Here is a 17,798-nt window from a genome sequence, read left to right as displayed (position 1 = left end):
GGTGATAAGGTCCATAGTCGAGAGGGAAACAGCCCAGACCGCCAGTTAAGGTCCCAAAGTATTCGTTAAGTGGAAAAGGATGTGGCGCTGCCCAGACAACCAGGATGTTGGCTCAGAAGCAGCCATCATTTAAAGAGTGCGTAATAGCTCACTGGTCGAGTGGCGCTGCGCCGAAAATGTATCGGGGCTAAACGAATCACCGAAACTGCGGATTGACACCTTTGGTGTCAGTGGTAGGAGAGCGTTCCAAGGGCGTTGAAGCTAGACCGGAAGGACTGGTGGAGCGCTTGGAAGTGAGAATGCCGGTATGAGTAGCGAAAGAAGGGTGAGAATCCCTTCCACCGAATGCCCAAGGTTTCCTGAGGAAGGCTCGTCCACTCAGGGTCAGTCGGGACCTAAGTCGAGGCCGATAGGCGTAGACGATGGACAACAGGTTGATATTCCTGTACTACCTCCCCACCGTTTGAGTGATGGGGTGACGCAGAAGGATAGGGTGAGCGCGCTGTTGGTTATGCGCGTCTAAGCAGTGAGGTGTGAAACGAGGCAAATCCCGTTTCTAATACATTGAGCTGTGATGGCAAGGGGTGTATACCCTGGAGTCCCTGATTTCACACTGCCAAGAAAAGCCTCTAACGAGGTGGGAGGTACCCGTACCGCAAACCAACACAGGTAGGCGAGGAGAGAATCCTAAGGTGATCGAGAGAACTCTCGTTAAGGAACTCGGCAAAATGACCCCGTAACTTCGGGAGAAGGGGTGCTCTGGTAGGGTGAATAGCCCGAGAGAGCCGCAGTGAATAGGCCCAGGCGACTGTTTAGCAAAAACACAGGTCTCTGCAAAACCGTAAGGTGACGTATAGGGGCTGACGCCTGCCCGGTGCTGGAAGGTTAAGAGGAGAGGTTAGCGCAAGCGAAGCTTTGAATTGAAGCCCCAGTAAACGGCGGCCGTAACTATAACGGTCCTAAGGTAGCGAAATTCCTTGTCGGGTAAGTTCCGACCCGCACGAAAGGCGTAACGATCTGGGCACTGTCTCAACGAGAGACTCGGTGAAATTATAATATGCGTGAAGATGCGCATTACCCGCGACAGGACGGAAAGACCCCGTGGAGCTTTACTGTAGCCTGATATTGAATTCCGGTGCAGCCTGTACAGGATAGGTAGGAGCCTAAGAGACCGGAGCGCTAGCTTCGGAGGAGGCAATGGTGGGATACTACCCTGGCTGTATTGGACTTCTAACCCTTGCCCGTGATCCGGGCAGGAGACAGTGTCAGGCGGACAGTTTGACTGGGGCGGTCGCCTCCTAAAGAGTAACGGAGGCGCCCAAAGGTTCCCTCAGAATGGTCGGACATCATTCGTAGAGTGCAAAGGCATAAGGGAGCTTGACTGCGAGACCTACAAGTCGAGCAGGGTCGAAAGACGGGCTTAGTGATCCGGTGGTTCCGCATGGAAGGGCCATCGCTCAACGGATAAAAGCTACCCCGGGGATAACAGGCTTATCTCCCCCAAGAGTCCACATCGACGGGGAGGTTTGGCACCTCGATGTCGGCTCATCGCATCCTGGGGCTGTAGTCGGTCCCAAGGGTTGGGCTGTTCGCCCATTAAAGCGGTACGCGAGCTGGGTTCAGAACGTCGTGAGACAGTTCGGTCCCTATCCGTCGCGGGCGCAGGAAATTTGAGAGGAGCTGTCCTTAGTACGAGAGGACCGGGATGGACACACCTCTGGTGTACCAGTTGTCTTGCCAAAGGCATCGCTGGGTAGCTATGTGTGGACGGGATAAATGCTGAAAGCATCTAAGCATGAAGCCCCCCTCGAGATGAGATTTCCCATTACGCAAGTAAGTAAGATCCCTCAAAGATGATGAGGTGGATAGGTCTGGTGTGGAAGCATGGCGACATGTGGAGCTGACAGATACTAATAGATCGAGGACTTTCCCAAATATAAGTTAAAGAGCCGTAAGGCTGTCTTGAATTCAATGTTGGTTTTATCCAGTTTTGAGCGAACAAGCTCAATTTGTCTGGTAATGATGGCGAAGAGGTCACACCCGTTCCCATACCGAACACGGAAGTTAAGTTCTTCAGCGCCGATGGTAGTAGGGGGCTTCCCCCTGTGAGAGTAGGACGTTGCCGGGCAATTGAAAGAACGAGTTAAGGAATTTATTCCTTAACTCGTTTTTTTGTATGTACTTTTGGGATGCATTGGATGGAACTATGTTTTCAGGGGAAACTCATTTTAGCTGCCTGGTTTGAATGTATCTGCCTGGTTTGAATGTATTATTGGATGTTAGGAAATCTTCCATTGAACGTAATGAAAGTTAGGATGAACCGGTGGAGTATATGAGCGGGGAAAGGGGTTTATGATCAACATTTCGAGTTTATGAGCGTGAATCGAGATTTATGATCAGATATTAGGTTTTATGAGCGGATTCCGGAATTTATGATCAGAATCCAGTGTTTATGAGCGGAAATCAGGACGTATGTTCAGATTTACAACTAGAGGAGTACATTAGCGAACGTCAACGATGTACCAGGCGACATAGTTACTACCAACATGATTCGACAGTATTTAATGTCAGTTCTCAATGAAGAGGCTTTGTTCGCTGTTATGTAAATTAGAATAGCACAAGTTATTGGATTCACTTGTAATCATACCGTTACACCTGTACTATGTATCATGTAGAATGGAGGGGTGCCCTATGAATCCTTGGATAATGGTTTTGATTATCTTTGTGATTAATATTGTTTATGTAACATTTTCTACCATACGCTTGATTTTAACGCTAAAAGGATACCGTTATCTTGCAGCCCTCGTTAGTATGTTTGAAGTGGTAGTCTATGTAGTAGGACTTGGTCTCGTATTAGATAGTCTAGATCAGATTCAAAACTTAGTTGCCTATGCACTTGGTTTTGGTACAGGTGTAGTAGTTGGGACAAAAATTGAAGAGAAAATGGCACTTGGGTATATAACTGTAAACGTCATTACCGACGAGCTCAATAAAGAGCTGGCTTCGGTGTTACGAACAAAAGGATATGGTGTAACGGATTGGGCTGCTCATGGGCTGGGGGGGAATCGTTCTGCAATGCAGATACTCACTCCACGTAAGTATGAGCTCAAACTTTATGCTACGATTTCTGAACTTGATCCGAAGGCATTTATCATCTCTTATGAACCGAAAACGATTCGTGGAGGATTCTGGGTTAAGTCAGTTAAGAAGGGAAAGTTATTCAAGTGAGCCAACGAAAAACAGTATGGTTTCAAGTTGAAGAGCATGAGACAATCTCTGACTGTCTCGATCGGATGAAAGCAGAAGGCTATATGCCTGCTGGACGCCGTGAAGAGCCTCTATTTGAAGAGCGAGATGGCGAGTACGTTCCTGTACGCCAGATGATTCAATTTAAAGGGATATTAGCAAATACTGAATAATAGAAGATAGCCAAGGAGGAAACACACGATGATCGAACGGTATACACGACCTGAAATGGGAGCAATTTGGACAGATGAAAACAAATACAATGCTTGGCTTGAGGTGGAAATCTTAGCGAGCGAAGCATGGGCAGAGCTTGGAGATGTACCTAAGGAGGATGTTAAGAAAATTCGCGAAAATGCTGGATTTTCTGTTGATCGTATTCTTGAAATTGAAAAAGAAACTCGCCATGATGTTGTTGCTTTTACACGTGCAGTTTCAGAAACATTAGGGGAAGAACGTAAATGGGTTCATTATGGACTTACTTCCACAGACGTTGTCGATACAGCACTGTCCTACTTGTTGCTGCAAGCAAATCAGATTTTGCGTGCAGATATCGTGAGATTCATCGACATCCTTGCTGTAAAAGCAAAAGAGCATAAGTTTACGGTAATGATGGGACGTACGCATGGTGTGCATGCTGAACCTACAACATTTGGATTAAAACTTGCGCTATGGCATGAAGAGATGAAGCGGAACCTTGAACGTTTTGATGCTGCTGCTGCATCTGTGCAAGCCGGTAAAATCTCTGGAGCAGTGGGAACGTATGCAAACGTCGATCCATTCGTAGAACAATACGTTTGTGAGAAATTGGGGCTAACTCCTGCACCTGTTTCTACACAAACGCTACAAAGAGACCGTCATGCACAGTACATGTCAACATTGGCACTCATCGCGACTTCTATTGAGAAATTCGCTGTTGAAGTCCGTGGCCTTCAAAAATCAGAAACACGTGAAGTTGAAGAGTTCTTTGCTAAGGGGCAAAAGGGTTCTTCTGCAATGCCACACAAACGCAACCCGATTGGATCAGAAAATATGGCAGGTCTTTCACGTCTCATTCGTGGGTATATGATAACTGCTTATGAAAACGTACCACTATGGCATGAACGGGATATCTCTCATTCATCTGCAGAGCGTGTGATCTTACCGGACGCGACGATAGCGCTCAATTATATGCTGAACCGTTTCGGCAATATCATGAAGAACTTGACGGTTTATCCTGAAAACATGAAGCGTAATATGGATCGCACACATGGATTGATTTACTCACAACGTGTGTTGTTGTCATTGATTGACAAAGGGATGTCACGTGAATCAGCATATGATACGGTACAGCCTTTGACAGCACAATCATGGGATGAGCAATGCTCGTTCAAAGAGTTGGTAAAAGGGAATTCAACGATTACTGGTCATTTGAATAATGAAGAAATCGATGAATGCTTTGACTATAACTATCACCTGCAAAAAATCGATTTGATTTTTGAACGTATTGGTCTTGTTTAATAGCACAAAAAAGTTTCGGCTCAACCGCCGAAACTTTTTTTTATTCCATTGCACCGACTGACTTTAGTTGCATATCCACTTTTACGTCAAATTCAAGCTCTGGATAGATTGCTTTCCAATCTTCAATCGTATGTTTGGTGTTTAGACGTGTAGATCGGTACTTTAACCCAAAACCAAATGGATCGACATCCTTCTCTTGAAGATCTATGAGTAGTTCCTTCACTTGCTTACCGAATTGTTTACTTGAAATTTCACTATAGTAATCAAGGTCTTTTAGTTTTAATAGCTTGTTGGATTCATTTATAGATCCAACTGCTTTTATCCTAACTTCAGCGCGAGGTTTTTGCCCTTTCCCTGCAACCACCTTTATTTTCATATTTACGCGATCCATTGCAAGTGTAAATTTATATCCCTCACTTTCGATTCGATATCCATACCCTGCAGCATTTTTCAAAAGTGTATTGTAGATTTTTGTGTCAGTTGGATTTAAGACAACTGGATCGACATTATTCTTTAAAACAATTGAGTGGTTCACCGTATACTGTGAGCCCGAGTCGTTTGCTTTAACAATGGGAAGAACAGTACTTTTTCCTTTAGTATCATAATCACGTCGGAATTCGAATAAAAAGGTTGTCACGACAAAAGGACTTTCAGTTCCTGTATTGTCGAAATAGTTATAGAGTGCATTTTCACCAGCAGATTCAAGCGTAGGCTGGACTCTTAATACTTCTTCAGCGTTTGGCTTGGCCATGAGTACATATAGAAGCAGTTGAAGGTCCCCACGTCTGACGAAATAATCCATTAACGGGAATAAGTCTCCTTGTAGCACATCTTCATTTAGTGCAAGGATTTTTGTTTGGCTGAAATCCAAAATCTTATCATCTCGTGTTTCCAAAAAACGAATGGCTTCTGCAATTGAATCACTTTCGTGGATCAAATACGCATATTCATTCTTTGTAGACGATTTTAAGGAGGCGATAGGCTTCGCAAGTTTTAGTGTGATTCTATACTTGTTTCCAGGCTCTTTCGCTGGATCGACACCAAAACCAACGACAAATGAGCGTTTATCTACACCTTTGTATCCACATCCAGAAATAGCCGAAGTTAGTGCAATTAATAGAGTGGTAAGGAGAATAACTTTCATCCAATTAGTTTTCATTGAGAAGCCCCTCTCTTAATAGCCAACATGGTGAAAAACAAAACGGCTACGAGTAGTGGGAGTGTGTAATAGAAATATCTTGCGTATTGATAGAGTTGGTATTGTGAGAGCTGTGCAGAGAGCCACAACCCAATTATTGAGAAAACCAGCACAACGAGAAATGGCGTGAAATTCTGCTGCTTGACTTGTAATGACTTCATTCGGAAAACACTCAAGATTAACTTGTAAGCGACGTGCCAATGGACGATCATGCTGATAAAGGATATAGTCACGAAAAGAAACATGAAAATGAATACGACACGTTCGATGATCCCAAATTTCATCCGGACTGCATCTGCAGAAGTAGTCCAAGGGAAGATGAGCTGATCTATTTGGTCAAAACCGGATAGTCCAATGGGAACGAAGTAAGACGTAACGAGCATGAACACACCAAATGCCCCTATTATGATAAGTGAAAGGATGGAGAGATTCTGTTTTTCCTTAAAGTACTTGTTATAAATAATGAGATTGGCACACCCCATAAATGTGAAAATGGTGGCTACAAAGGAACTATACTTAGGTATTTCGTTAATATGCATGACAGCCAAACGTGCTTGGTCCCAGTCAAACTCACTACTGGAGTAAAGTTTGATAAAAATGAGAATACCTACTGGAACCATAAGAATTAAAACGATTTCCAGTGTAAATAGAACACTTTTGGACTTGAGGAGCACACCAAAAAATACAGTGATTAATAAGGATAGTGCAATCGTATAGATGGACATCTCCGGTGTTAGGAATGTAATGAGCAAAAATACGGTCATGACGAGGGTGATAAGCCCAGCTATAAACCACATGAGTGCAAAGTAAATAGTCACGGGAACGCGAACCCATGAGGAGGTGTACTTCTGTAATAGCTCAATTAGGTCCTTACCTGGAAATTGTATAAAAAACTTCACTGTGATGTACGTAAATAGCACTCCAACTACAGTCCCAATCAACATAGAACCGATGGCGCCATCAGCGGATTGTAACAGTAAAATACGGGGAATGGGCGTCATGATGATAGCTAACATATTAGTTAATATTAAGTAATACAGGAAACGACTCACTCGCTATCCACCATCTTTTCACTACGCTTACTGCGCCATCCGATTCTTAAATACGGTTCACCGAAGCTGTCCATGTTTGTAAGGTGAATAATTAGTAATAGCGATCCAGATACAAGGCCAATCAACCCGAATAGTGATGTAAATAGGATAAGGATCATTCTTCCAATCCTGACTGCAAATCCAAGTTCGGTCATAGGTATAACAAATGTGGAAATTGCCACGATGGCAACGACCATGATGAGAACATTGGAGGCGAGGGAGGCTTCTGTTGCAGCAGTCCCTAAAATCAATCCGCCTACTGTTGTAGCAGCTGCATTAATGGATCTAGGAAGCCGCACACTGGCCTCTGTGAGTAATTCTACAAAGAGAAGCATGATGATGACTTCTATAAAAGAAGGGTAAGGAATGCCAATCCGACTTCCTGCGATGGTTAAGGTTAGTTCAGTTCGTAATACTTCTGGCGAATAAGCGCTAAATGCAACATACAAACTAGGCAACAGCAAACAATTAAGCAAACCAAACCAACCCAGTAATGTGTTGTAAAGGGAAATTATATAGGTATGGTAGTTTTCTTCCATTGAAACCATGAAGTCGAAGAAGATAACGGGTAAAACAATCGCATAAGGAGTGTTGTCCACTAGTAAGATAATTTTACCACCCGTTAAGTTATAAACGATCCGATCGGGACGTTCAGTTAATATGGAAGTTGGAAATAGCGAATATTTCCTGCTTGTAAGACGGACAGCTAATTCACCAGCCGATTGAATAAGAGGTTCGTCCAGTGCGTCCAGCTTTTCTTTTACACGACGAAGCACATCAACGTTTACCTCCTTTTCATCGTAAAGAAGTGCTATCGACATTCCGCTTTTATCGTTTAATTGTTGGGTTTCAACATATAGATTGGGCTGATGGTAATGTTGCCGAACGATGCTGACATTAGTTTCTAAATCTTCACAGAGTGCCAGTTGGGGACCGTGAATGGTTGTCTCAGCAATTGTAGGTCCTTGAATTGTATTTCCTAACTTTCTTACTTCGAGAATACTGTAGGTGGAACCCGCATAGACGAGTACAAACCCTGAAGTGAGCATAGTAAGCAGCTCATCAGGTTGAGGAGGATCTAATCGATTGGGGAGTCCTTGTATGTAGGCAGCGAATTTGCGCGCATCGTCCAACTCGAAAAAGGGTTTAATGACTGTTTGCTGAAGGGTTTGTCCGTCTACCACTGTTTTCATATAAAGAAGATGAGCATGTGCGTCATCGAGCGCAAGGGGAACGTGCAATAGGTCGAAGGAGGAGGGCAATGCATCGGATATTGATTTCATGAATGGCGGCATCTCTGGTTTCTTGCTTTCAGTCATCTCAAACCCCTCCTTTTCGGAAATACAATTATTGTACTCAGCGTAACCGAAAAAGACGGATGTTATTCATATTGATTAGTTAGATATACATGGTGGTCTAGCCTAGTGCTAGTAATTTGTGCGAGCCAGTTTGTTAATAGTAATCATAAACCGGAGGAAAGTGATCATAAATCAGGGAAAGCGCTCATAAACCAAGGAAAGTGATCATAACCCAGGGAAAGTGATCATAACCCAGGGAAAGCGATCATAACCCAGGGAAAGCGATCATAAATCAGCCAAAGCGCTCATAACTCAAGAAAAATGATCATAAACAACGAAATATGATCATGAACCCACTGCTTCCTTACTCAGCGACACACAACCAGGCACTAAAAAAGTTTGTCTGGAAAAACTGAGTGATTTCTCCGAAACCAGCTTCCGCCAACAGTGCCTCGAGACGACTACCTGGAATAAACGACAACGCGCGCACCGTTTTTTCCATTTCCAGCACTTGTGCTCGGGAAAGTGATGAGCGATCGATCCAACACTGTCGCCACAACCCGAATAATTCATCGAACGACGCGTCTTCCCGGTCGCCACAACCCGAATAATTCATCGAACGACGCGTCTTCCCGGTCGCCGACCATAGATGCGATGACAAACGGGGCACCAGGCTTCATGCGTTTCCGAATCGCCCGCAACAACTCCAATTTTGAAACCATGCTCTCTACAAAATGCAACACTAGCAAACACGATGAAGCATCGAAGATTTCATCCTCAGGTACATCCTCCGCACTGCCAAAGACAAACTCTACCCGCCCTGCACCGAATCGTCCTTCCACTTTCGCGCGAGCTTCCTTCAACATCGGTTCTGAAGGGTCTACTGCGGTGAACGTCCATGATGGATTACTTTCCGCAAACTCAAGTAACTCGTTTCCACCTCCGGCCCCCACTACAAATACCTTCGAATGCTCAACTGCCCGCATTCGAATGGCGGAGTTCGCCAGACGAACAAGCCCGTCATACGTCGGCAATGTCCGCCGGATTCCACGATCATATTCTGTTGCAGTATCCGTATCGAATGTCACTCGATCTGTCATTACAAATCACACTCCTTATTAAATCTTCACACTCCAAATTCGAGACTAACACGCTCAGTTCCTTCATTCACTATCTATTCACTCTTTCCAACCTATGGTAGGATGAATGTAGCTTAGGATGATAAAGGAGACGATTGCCATGTGGAACGCGGAAGACATCGCTTCACAACTTGCTGTCATTGACGGAAAAGAAGCGCCAGATTTAATCATCACGAATGCAACGTACTTACATTCAATCTTAAAACAGTGGAAGACGGGCACCATTTGGATCAAACACGGAAGAGTTCTCTATGCAGGCGAACGGATGCCTGTCCTTACAGAAGGCGCGGAGCTGTTCGATGCTGCGGATAAGTTGATTGTGCCAGGATACATAGAACCACACGTTCACCCGTTTCAATTATATAACCCGGAAACGTTCGCTCAATTCGCTGCGCAACACGGGACAACTACGTTTTTAGCGGATAATTTGATGTTGCTCATGTCGATTAACCAACAGCAGGCGTTCACGTTACTCGACCAATTGAAAGAACTCCCGTTTTCCTTCTACTGGTGGGCGCGTATGGATTCACAAACGAATTTGCAAAACGAAGCGGAAGTCTTTGCACCTGAAAAAGTTGCTGAATGGCTGAAGCGCGATGATGTGTTGATGGGTGGAGAGCTTACAGGATGGCCTCGTTTACTAAAAGGTGATCCTGTCATGACTGCATCCCTTCAAAAAGCGAAGCAGCTCGGTAAAAAGGTCGAAGGACATTTCCCAGGAGCCTCTGAACGTACACTCGCTCGTATGCGTCTGCTTGGTGTCAACGGTGACCACGAATCGATGACGGCAGATGAAGTGGAAGCACGCTTGCTGCAAGGCTACGCGGTGACGCTCCGTGAGTCCTCGATCCGACCTGATTTGAAACCGTTGCTTGAAGGCATCATTGAAAAAGAACTCGATGTGTTCGATCATTTGATGATGACAACAGACGGTTCACCGCCATTGTTTCATGAAGACGGTGTGATGGATAAATGTATCCGGATTGCGTTAGAGGTTGGGGTGGACCCGATCGATGCCTATCAAATGGCATCGTATAACATCGCGAGGTACTACGATATCGATGAGTTGCATAGTGTGATTGCACCGGGACGATTTGCGACATTGAACTTTTTATCAGACATACAAGAACCGAACCCGACGGACGTGTTATCAAAAGGCGTCTGGCTAAAGCGGGATGGACAAGCGTGTGCCGAATTCAAAAAAGCTGATTGGTCGGTATTCCCCGAGTTCGCGCCGGATTTCGATCTAACACTAGAAGATGTAACTGCAACGGAACCAATTGGAATCGATATGCTAAACGACGTCATCACGAAGCCGTATGAGACGACTGTGGATCTATCCGCAGATCGAATGGGAGACAATCACGATGAGTCTTTCCTCGCACTCGTTGACCGCAACGGGAACTGGCGGATTGCGACCGTTATTAAAGGATTCGCGCGCTCCGTACAAGGACTCGCTTCTTCCTATTCGAATACAGGCGACATTATTTTAATAGGAAAAGACAAGCACGAAATGCTTCGTGCGTTCCGTCATCTGAAGCAGATCGGCGGAGGAATTGTACTCGCTGAAAATGGTGAGGTTTTATGTGAACTACCGCTCCTGATTGGAGGAAGCCTATCCAATCAACCTATTGAAGTGCTACGCGAACAAGAGCGTGTTTTCAAACAAGCCTTACGCGATAGAGGATATGAAAAAGGAGACGCAGTTTACAGTTTACTATTCTTGCAGTCCACTCATTTGCCATACGTCCGGATCACGCAACTCGGTGTAGCGGATGTCATGAGAAATAAAGTATTAGTTCCCATAACAGAACGATAGGAGAGCGACTATGAATGTAAGGAAAGTACTTTTCTCTGCACTACTTGCTGGACAGGTCTTACTTGTCGGGTGTGCAAAAGACACAGAACAACTGCCGGAAGCAGAGGCAGCAACAGAAGAGCCAACTGAGCAAGCAGCGACAAACCAACCAACCGCTCCATTCACTGGAGTCCAAACAGAAACTTCGGATCGCCGACCGATTCTTGCAACCATTAATAATCATCCACTGGCACGTCCTCAATCAGGCTTGAGCCAGGCGGATATCGTTTATGAAGTGCTCGCTGAAGGAAATATCACTCGATTGCTCGCGCTTTATCAGAGCGAACTTCCCGAAGAAATCGGACCCATTCGTAGCGCCCGTGATTATTTCATCGACATCGCTGAAGGGCTGGACGCATTTTACATCGCACACGGTTATAGTCCGGAAGCGAAGGAATTGTTGAAAGCGGAAGTTGTCGATAACATTAACGGCATGCAGTACGATGGCACATATTTTGTTCGATCCAGTGATCGGAAAGCACCGCACAACTCCTACATTTCAAAAGAACATGTGGAAGCCGCGATGGAGGATTTGTCCATAGACTCAAAAATCACCAAAGTACCGACGCTTTCGTTCCATCCTAATGCGGAAAGTGCTAAACTAGGAGAGCTTGCATCGACAATTATTGTCGGTATGCCAGACGCTAATTTCACAAGTACGTACAGTTTTGACCCTGAGAAGAAAGTCTATGAACGAGTGGTCAATGGAATCATTACGACAGACAAAGCAGATGATAAAAAAGTCACACCTGCTAATATTCTAGTGATGGAAGCACCTTATTCGACAATAGACGCTGAAGGGCGCCAATCGTTGGATCTCACAACAGGCGGACCTGCCATGTTATTTCAAAATGGTGTCGCGCTTCAACTTGAGTGGAAACTGATTGACGGTGTGATTACACCCGTCCAACATGGCGTTCCAGCGAAATTGGTTCCTGGACAGACCTGGGTTCATATCGTTCGAGAACAGTCGATAGGTACGACGACAACGTATACCCCTTAAGGATGGAGGTAGTTCCCTATGCTTGAAAAGATAAAAGGCGAGCAGACAGATCAGCTGTTCCGTTCAATCTTGGAGCTGAAAGATTTGGATGAATGCTATGCGTTCTTTGATGACTTATGCACAATCGGTGAAGTCCAATCCCTATCACAGCGACTAGACGTAGCTGTCATGCTGAAAAAGAAACATACGTATGACAAAATACAAAAGGAAACGGGTGCGAGTACTGCAACCATCTCCAGAATTCGTCGATGCGTCGATTACGGCTCAGGCGGTTATAATTTGATTGTCGATCGTTTGAACGAAAAAAAAGACACAACATCTGAAGAAAATTAACGTAAAAAACCGGAAACAGCTAATTGCTGACCGGTTTTTTCATTTCTACGTGCGCCAACGAGAATCGGCACGCGTTTTTTGCTATACTTGAAAGAACGTACTAACGAAAAAGCAGGTGACTGAAAATGGACTATCAATCATGGCGTCATGCCTTTAAATTAGACCCGGCAAAAGAGATTTCAGACGAGGCGCTTGAACAGCTCGCAGAATCAGGAACAGACGGAATAATTATCGGGGGAACAGACAACATCACACTGGAAGGTGTACTCGATTTACTCGCGCGACTTAGACGATACGCTGTACCGTTAGCCCTTGAAGTATCAGATGTAGAAGCCGTCACATTCGGGTTCGACTATTACTTCATCCCAACTGTACTAAACGCAACCGACGTCAAGTGGATGAATGGGATCCATCTGGAAGCATTGAAAGAATTCGGTCATATGATGAAATGGGAAGAAGTCGCAACAGAAGGTTATTGCATTATGAATCCGGAATGTAAAGCAGCCCAACTCACGGGAGCTACAGAAATCCCAACGAAAGAAGATGTTGTCGGCTACGCTCGTATGGCGGAGCATTTGTTCAAACTTCCGATTTTTTACTTGGAATACAGCGGGACGTATGGCGATCCGAAAATCGTGAGCGCGGCAGCATCAGTGTTGGATGAAACCCGGCTCGTCTATGGTGGCGGAATCCGTTCGACAGCTCAAGCCGAGGAGATGGCTGCGATAGCACATACAATCGTTATTGGGAACGTCATCTATGAAGATTTGAAAAAAGCACTAGCGACAGTGGATGCGGTAAAAGCCGTTTCCAGTCCAAAGTGATTTCGTGTATAATGAAGAACAAATGTTCCTAAAAGGCGGTTGAAACTTATGAAAGAACTCGGAAAAGACTTACTGAAGGGTATGAACCCTGAACAGGCGAAAGCCGTGAAAAAAACGGAAGGTCCTTTGCTCATCATGGCAGGGGCAGGATCCGGTAAAACACGCGTTTTGACGCATCGTATCGGGTATCTTGTTATTGAAAAAGACGTTTATCCGTCTAAAATTCTTGCCATCACATTTACAAACAAAGCAGCGCGGGAAATGAGAAACCGAATTGATGGAATACTCGGTGAAGGTTCAGGGGATCGGATGTGGGTCTCAACATTCCACTCGATGTGCGTACGGATTTTACGTCGCAATATCGACCGGATCGGCTTCGCTAAGAGTTTCTCCATTTTAGACTCCTCCGACCAGTTGTCCGCTATTAAATCCGTTCTGAAAGAGAAGAACCTGGACCCAAAGCAATATGATCCACGAACACTTCTAAATATTATCAGTTCAGCGAAAAACGAATGCATCGACGCTAAAGAATACCGGGCAGGCGTTAACGAATCGAATCCTTACGATCGGGTCATTGCAGACGTCTTCGAAGGATATACGAAAAAGTTGCGTAAGAACCAGTCACTCGATTTCGATGATTTGATCATGTTGACACTCCGATTGTTTGAACAAGTACCAGATGTACTTGAGTTCTATCAGGACAAGTTCCAGTATATTCATGTGGATGAATACCAGGATACCAACCACGCGCAATACCGTCTCGTTCAAATGTTGGCGGAGAAATTCCGTAACATTTGTGTCGTTGGTGACTCGGATCAGTCGATCTACAAATGGCGTGGTGCCGATATTGGCAACATCCTCTCGTTTGAAAAGGATTACAAAGATGCGGAAGTCATTTTACTCGAACAAAATTACCGTTCGACTCAAAATATCCTGCAAGCGGCCAATGATGTCATTAAAAACAATGAAAGTCGCTATGATAAACGCTTACGAACTGATAATGCAGAAGGCGATTCGATTATCGTTTATAAAGCGAGCGACGAAAAAGACGAGTCTCAATTTGTTGTCCGCAAAATCATCGAGTTGCAGCAGGAAGAAGGTTATTCACTCGACCAGTTTGCTGTGCTCTATAGAACGAACGCTCAATCTCGGATGATTGAAGAATATCTAGTGAAATCGAACCTGGAATATACGATTGTCGGCGGTACGAAGTTCTATGATCGTAAGGAAATCAAAGACTTACTGGCCTACTTACGCCTCATTTCAAATAACGATGATGATCTTGCGCTTGCACGTATCATTAACGAACCGAAACGAAGTATAGGTGCCACCTCCTTCGAACGAATGGCGCGATTTGCGATTCAAGATGATCGTTCCATTTTCGATGCGATGCAAGAGTTGGACTTTATGGGGTTAACAAAGAAGGCAGCTGAAGAGTCCGCAAAGTTCCGGGATATGATCAAAAACTTCACGCAGATGCAAGAGTTTTTGTCTGTCAAAGAATTGACAGAGCAAGTATTGGATAAAAGCGGATACCGCGCAATGCTAGAGCGGGAAAAAACGATTGAGTCAGAGAGTCGTCTCGAGAATATTGATGAGTTTTTATCCGTTACGGAAGCGTTTGAAAAGCGTGCGGAAGAAGACGAAGGAGACAAATCACTCGTTGCTTTTTTGACGGATCTTGCTCTAATTGCAGATATCGATTCACTAGATAAAGAAGAGAACCAATCCACAGAAAAAATCGTCCTAATGACAATGCACTCTGCAAAAGGACTGGAGTTCCCGGTCGTCTTTGTCATCGGAGCGGAAGAAAATATTTTCCCTCATGCTCGTTCTATTGGTAACGACGAAGAAATGGAAGAAGAACGACGTCTTGCGTACGTTGCCATTACACGTGCAGAACAAAAATTATTCATCTCCTCGGCATCGAGTCGGATGCTGTACGGAAAGTTTAGCTATAACAATCCATCTCGTTTTATTAAAGAGATTTCTGAAGAGATAATTGAAGAAGAAAATGCATCAGGCGGATTCTCATTCGGTGGTGGCGGGTCACGATTAGACTCGCCAAAACGACCTGCTGTTAAAAAGCCTGTCTATGAATCGACTGGTGGGGAGAAGCTAGGATGGAAAGCAGGCGACAAAGCTGCGCACAAAAAGTGGGGAACAGGTACAGTCGTCAGCGTAAAAGGTTCAGCGGATGACGTAGAACTCGATATCGCTTTTCCTGAAGTCGGCATTAAACGACTACTTGCTAAATTTGCTCCAATCGAAAAATTGTAAGAGGAGGAACACAGTGTGAACGATCGCAACGAACTCGAACAGCGTGTGGCGGAATTGAATAAGTTGCTAACGGACTATGGACGCGCCTATTATGTGCACGACAAACCGGTAGCGACTGACGCGGACTATGACAAACTGATGCAAGAACTTCTCGCAATTGAAGCAGACAATCCGGATTTAATTTACCCAGACTCTCCTACTCAGCGGGTAGGGGGGAGCGTGCTAGAAGGATTCACAAAAGTGGAACACGATTACCCAATGCTCAGTTTGTCGAACGTGTTTAACGAAGATGACATTCGTGAATTTGACCGCCGAGTACGAGATGCGGTCGGCGACAACGTGTCCTATATATGTGAATTGAAAATTGATGGACTTGCTGTTTCATTGAAATATGAAAACGGTCGATTTGTCCAAGGATCCACGCGTGGTGACGGTTCTGTCGGTGAGGATATCACTGCCAACTTGAAGACAATCCGCTCCATTCCACTTAAGCTTAGTGAGCCAATTACTATCGAAGTACGTGGCGAAGCTTACATGCCGAAGAAGTCGTTCGTTCGATTAAACGAAGCGCGTGACGAAGCAGGAGATGAGCCGTTTGCAAACCCACGGAATGCAGCTGCAGGATCACTGCGCCAGCTCGATCCAAAAATTGCAGGGAGCCGTAATCTGGCTGTGTTCCTCTATGGAATTGGCGGAGACGGTGAAGCGTACGGTCAAACCGCTCACGCAGAAGCGCTCGATTATCTTGACGAACTTAGCCTCGTCACAAACCATGAACGAAAACGGTGCAAATCTATTGAAGAAGTGATCGAATACGTAAGTAGTTGGGGAGACAAACGCTCTAATCTTGACTACGAAATCGATGGAATTGTCATCAAAGTAGATCCTTTTGAAGATCAGGAACAGCTTGGGTACACAGCGAAAAGTCCTCGATGGGCAACTGCTTACAAGTTTCCTGCTGAAGAAGTTGTAACGAAACTACTCGATATCGAACTGAGTGTCGGTCGGACAGGAACGGTAACCCCGACTGCAATTCTTGAGCCTGTTCGTGTTGCTGGAACGACAGTAGGACGTGCGTCTTTGCATAACGAAGACTTGATCCATGAAAAGGATATACGGATTGGCGATTATGTCACAATTCGTAAAGCGGGAGATATCATTCCGGAAGTTATCGCACCAATCGTTGAAAAGCGTACGGGTAACGAAGAGCCGTTTGATATGCCTAAAAGCTGTCCAGTTTGTGACTCGGAACTCGTGCGCATCGAAGGTGAGGTTGCGCTTCGATGTGTGAATCCACAGTGCCCTGCACAACTAAAAGAAGGGCTCATTCACTTCGTTTCTCGTAATGCGATGAACATCGAAGGAATTGGCGAACGTGTTGTTGACCAACTCTACACAGCAGAGCTCATCAAAGACTTTTCGGATTTGTATGGGTTGACGGAAGCACAATTACTCGAATTGGATCGTATGGGTGAAAAGTCAGCATCGAATCTCGTATCAGCAATTGCTGCATCGAAAGAGAATTCATTGGAAAAACTGTTATTCGGTTTTGGTATCCGTCACGTCGGTGAAAAAGCCGCAACGCTACTATCTCGTGAATTTGGTTCGTTAGATAAACTGATTGCTGCAGAGCCTGAACAGTTGCTTGCTCTCCATGAAATTGGAGAGAAAGTTACCGATTCTATTGAAACGTACTTCTGCAATGAAGACGTAGTCGAAGTTATTCAGAAGCTAAAAACTTACGGCGTTAATATGGACTATAAAGGACGTACTCAGCAAGAGATTCCTGACGAAGGACCATTTGTCGGCAAAAAAGTCGTCTTAACCGGGAAGTTGTCCATTTTGACGCGCGGCGAAGCGAAAGAGAAAATCGAAGCGCTCGGTGGCGAAGTGAGCGGCAGTGTTAGTAAGAAAACTGACCTCGTCATTGCGGGGGAAGACGCGGGATCGAAACTTGCGAAAGCAGAAGAGCTTGGCATTGACGTATGGGATGAAGTTAAGCTCATAGAAGTGCTGGAAGTAAAGGGGTAA

General features: G+C 45.0%; 13 protein-coding genes and 2 rRNA genes (1 of these 15 only partly in view). 11 read left to right on the top strand and 4 right to left on the bottom strand.

The window, feature by feature from the left end; translation table 11 throughout:
- The 5 genes from ACRPI0_RS12470 to purB all read left to right on the top strand — a co-directional run.
- Positions 1-1,934, top strand: a 23S ribosomal RNA gene (locus ACRPI0_RS12470) (it extends 999 nt beyond the left edge of the window).
- Positions 1,935-2,012: 78 nt separating this feature from the next.
- Positions 2,013-2,128 (top strand): 5S ribosomal RNA (gene rrf / locus ACRPI0_RS12465).
- A 563-nt stretch (positions 2,129-2,691) separates the two neighbouring features.
- Positions 2,692-3,228, top strand: a complete 537-nt coding sequence (locus ACRPI0_RS12460) for a DUF2179 domain-containing protein (protein WP_432352998.1) — start codon at positions 2,692-2,694, stop codon at positions 3,226-3,228.
- Positions 3,225-3,419 carry an NETI motif-containing protein gene (locus ACRPI0_RS12455; protein WP_432352996.1) on the top strand — a complete coding sequence of 65 codons (195 nt, stop codon included), beginning with the start codon at positions 3,225-3,227 and terminating at the stop codon, positions 3,417-3,419. The genes ACRPI0_RS12460 and ACRPI0_RS12455 overlap by 4 nt, the downstream gene beginning before the upstream one ends.
- A 28-nt stretch (positions 3,420-3,447) precedes the next feature.
- Positions 3,448-4,743, top strand: a complete 1,296-nt coding sequence (gene purB, locus ACRPI0_RS12450) for an adenylosuccinate lyase (RefSeq protein ID WP_432352994.1) — start codon at positions 3,448-3,450, stop codon at positions 4,741-4,743.
- Between the two features lie 40 nt (positions 4,744-4,783).
- Here the strand turns inward: purB and ACRPI0_RS12445 are convergent, their stop codons facing one another.
- The 4 genes from ACRPI0_RS12445 to ACRPI0_RS12430 form a co-directional block, all read right to left on the bottom strand.
- Positions 4,784-5,902, bottom strand: coding sequence for a Ger(x)C family spore germination protein (locus ACRPI0_RS12445; RefSeq protein WP_432352992.1), 1,119 nt, complete (start codon positions 5,900-5,902; stop codon positions 4,784-4,786).
- A complete protein-coding gene (locus tag ACRPI0_RS12440; protein ID WP_432352990.1) occupies positions 5,899-6,957 on the bottom strand; it encodes a GerAB/ArcD/ProY family transporter in 1,059 nt (352 codons plus the stop codon). Before ACRPI0_RS12440 ends, ACRPI0_RS12445 begins: the two co-directional genes overlap by 4 nt.
- Positions 6,958-6,989: 32 nt before the next feature.
- Positions 6,990-8,351 (bottom strand): spore germination protein, encoded by a 1,362-nt coding sequence (locus tag ACRPI0_RS12435; RefSeq protein ID WP_432352989.1) that lies wholly within the window; start codon positions 8,349-8,351, stop codon positions 6,990-6,992.
- Between the two features lie 548 nt (positions 8,352-8,899).
- Positions 8,900-9,430 (bottom strand): class I SAM-dependent methyltransferase, encoded by a 531-nt coding sequence (locus ACRPI0_RS12430; protein ID WP_432352987.1) that lies wholly within the window; start codon positions 9,428-9,430, stop codon positions 8,900-8,902.
- Between the two features lie 139 nt (positions 9,431-9,569).
- Here ACRPI0_RS12430 and ACRPI0_RS12425 point away from each other — a divergent pair, with 139 nt between their 5' ends.
- The 6 genes from ACRPI0_RS12425 (at position 9,570) to ligA (ending at position 17,798) form a co-directional block, all read left to right on the top strand.
- Positions 9,570-11,288, top strand: coding sequence for an adenine deaminase C-terminal domain-containing protein (locus ACRPI0_RS12425; protein WP_432352985.1), 1,719 nt, complete (start codon positions 9,570-9,572; stop codon positions 11,286-11,288).
- A 10-nt stretch (positions 11,289-11,298) separates the two neighbouring features.
- On the top strand, positions 11,299-12,330 hold the full coding sequence (locus ACRPI0_RS12420; RefSeq protein WP_432352984.1) for a DUF3048 domain-containing protein: 1,032 nt from the start codon (positions 11,299-11,301) through the stop codon (positions 12,328-12,330).
- Positions 12,331-12,348: 18 nt separating this feature from the next.
- Positions 12,349-12,663, top strand: coding sequence for a YerC/YecD family TrpR-related protein (locus tag ACRPI0_RS12415; RefSeq protein ID WP_432352982.1), 315 nt, complete (start codon positions 12,349-12,351; stop codon positions 12,661-12,663).
- A gap of 125 nt (positions 12,664-12,788) precedes the next feature.
- Complete coding sequence (locus tag ACRPI0_RS12410) at positions 12,789-13,487, top strand: heptaprenylglyceryl phosphate synthase (protein ID WP_432352980.1); 699 nt, start codon at positions 12,789-12,791, stop codon at positions 13,485-13,487.
- Positions 13,488-13,535: 48 nt separating this feature from the next.
- Positions 13,536-15,767, top strand: coding sequence for a DNA helicase PcrA (gene pcrA / locus ACRPI0_RS12405; protein ID WP_432352978.1), 2,232 nt, complete (start codon positions 13,536-13,538; stop codon positions 15,765-15,767).
- 15 nt (positions 15,768-15,782) lie between these two features.
- Positions 15,783-17,798, top strand: a complete 2,016-nt coding sequence (ligA, locus tag ACRPI0_RS12400; RefSeq protein WP_432352976.1) for an NAD-dependent DNA ligase LigA — start codon at positions 15,783-15,785, stop codon at positions 17,796-17,798.

Source organism: Sporosarcina sp. A2, assembly GCF_050858885.1.
Taxonomy (GTDB): Bacteria; Bacillota; Bacilli; order Bacillales_A; family Planococcaceae; genus Sporosarcina.
The sequence above is the reverse complement of the archived record's forward strand: the minus strand, read 5'-3'. Positions and strand labels throughout refer to the sequence as shown.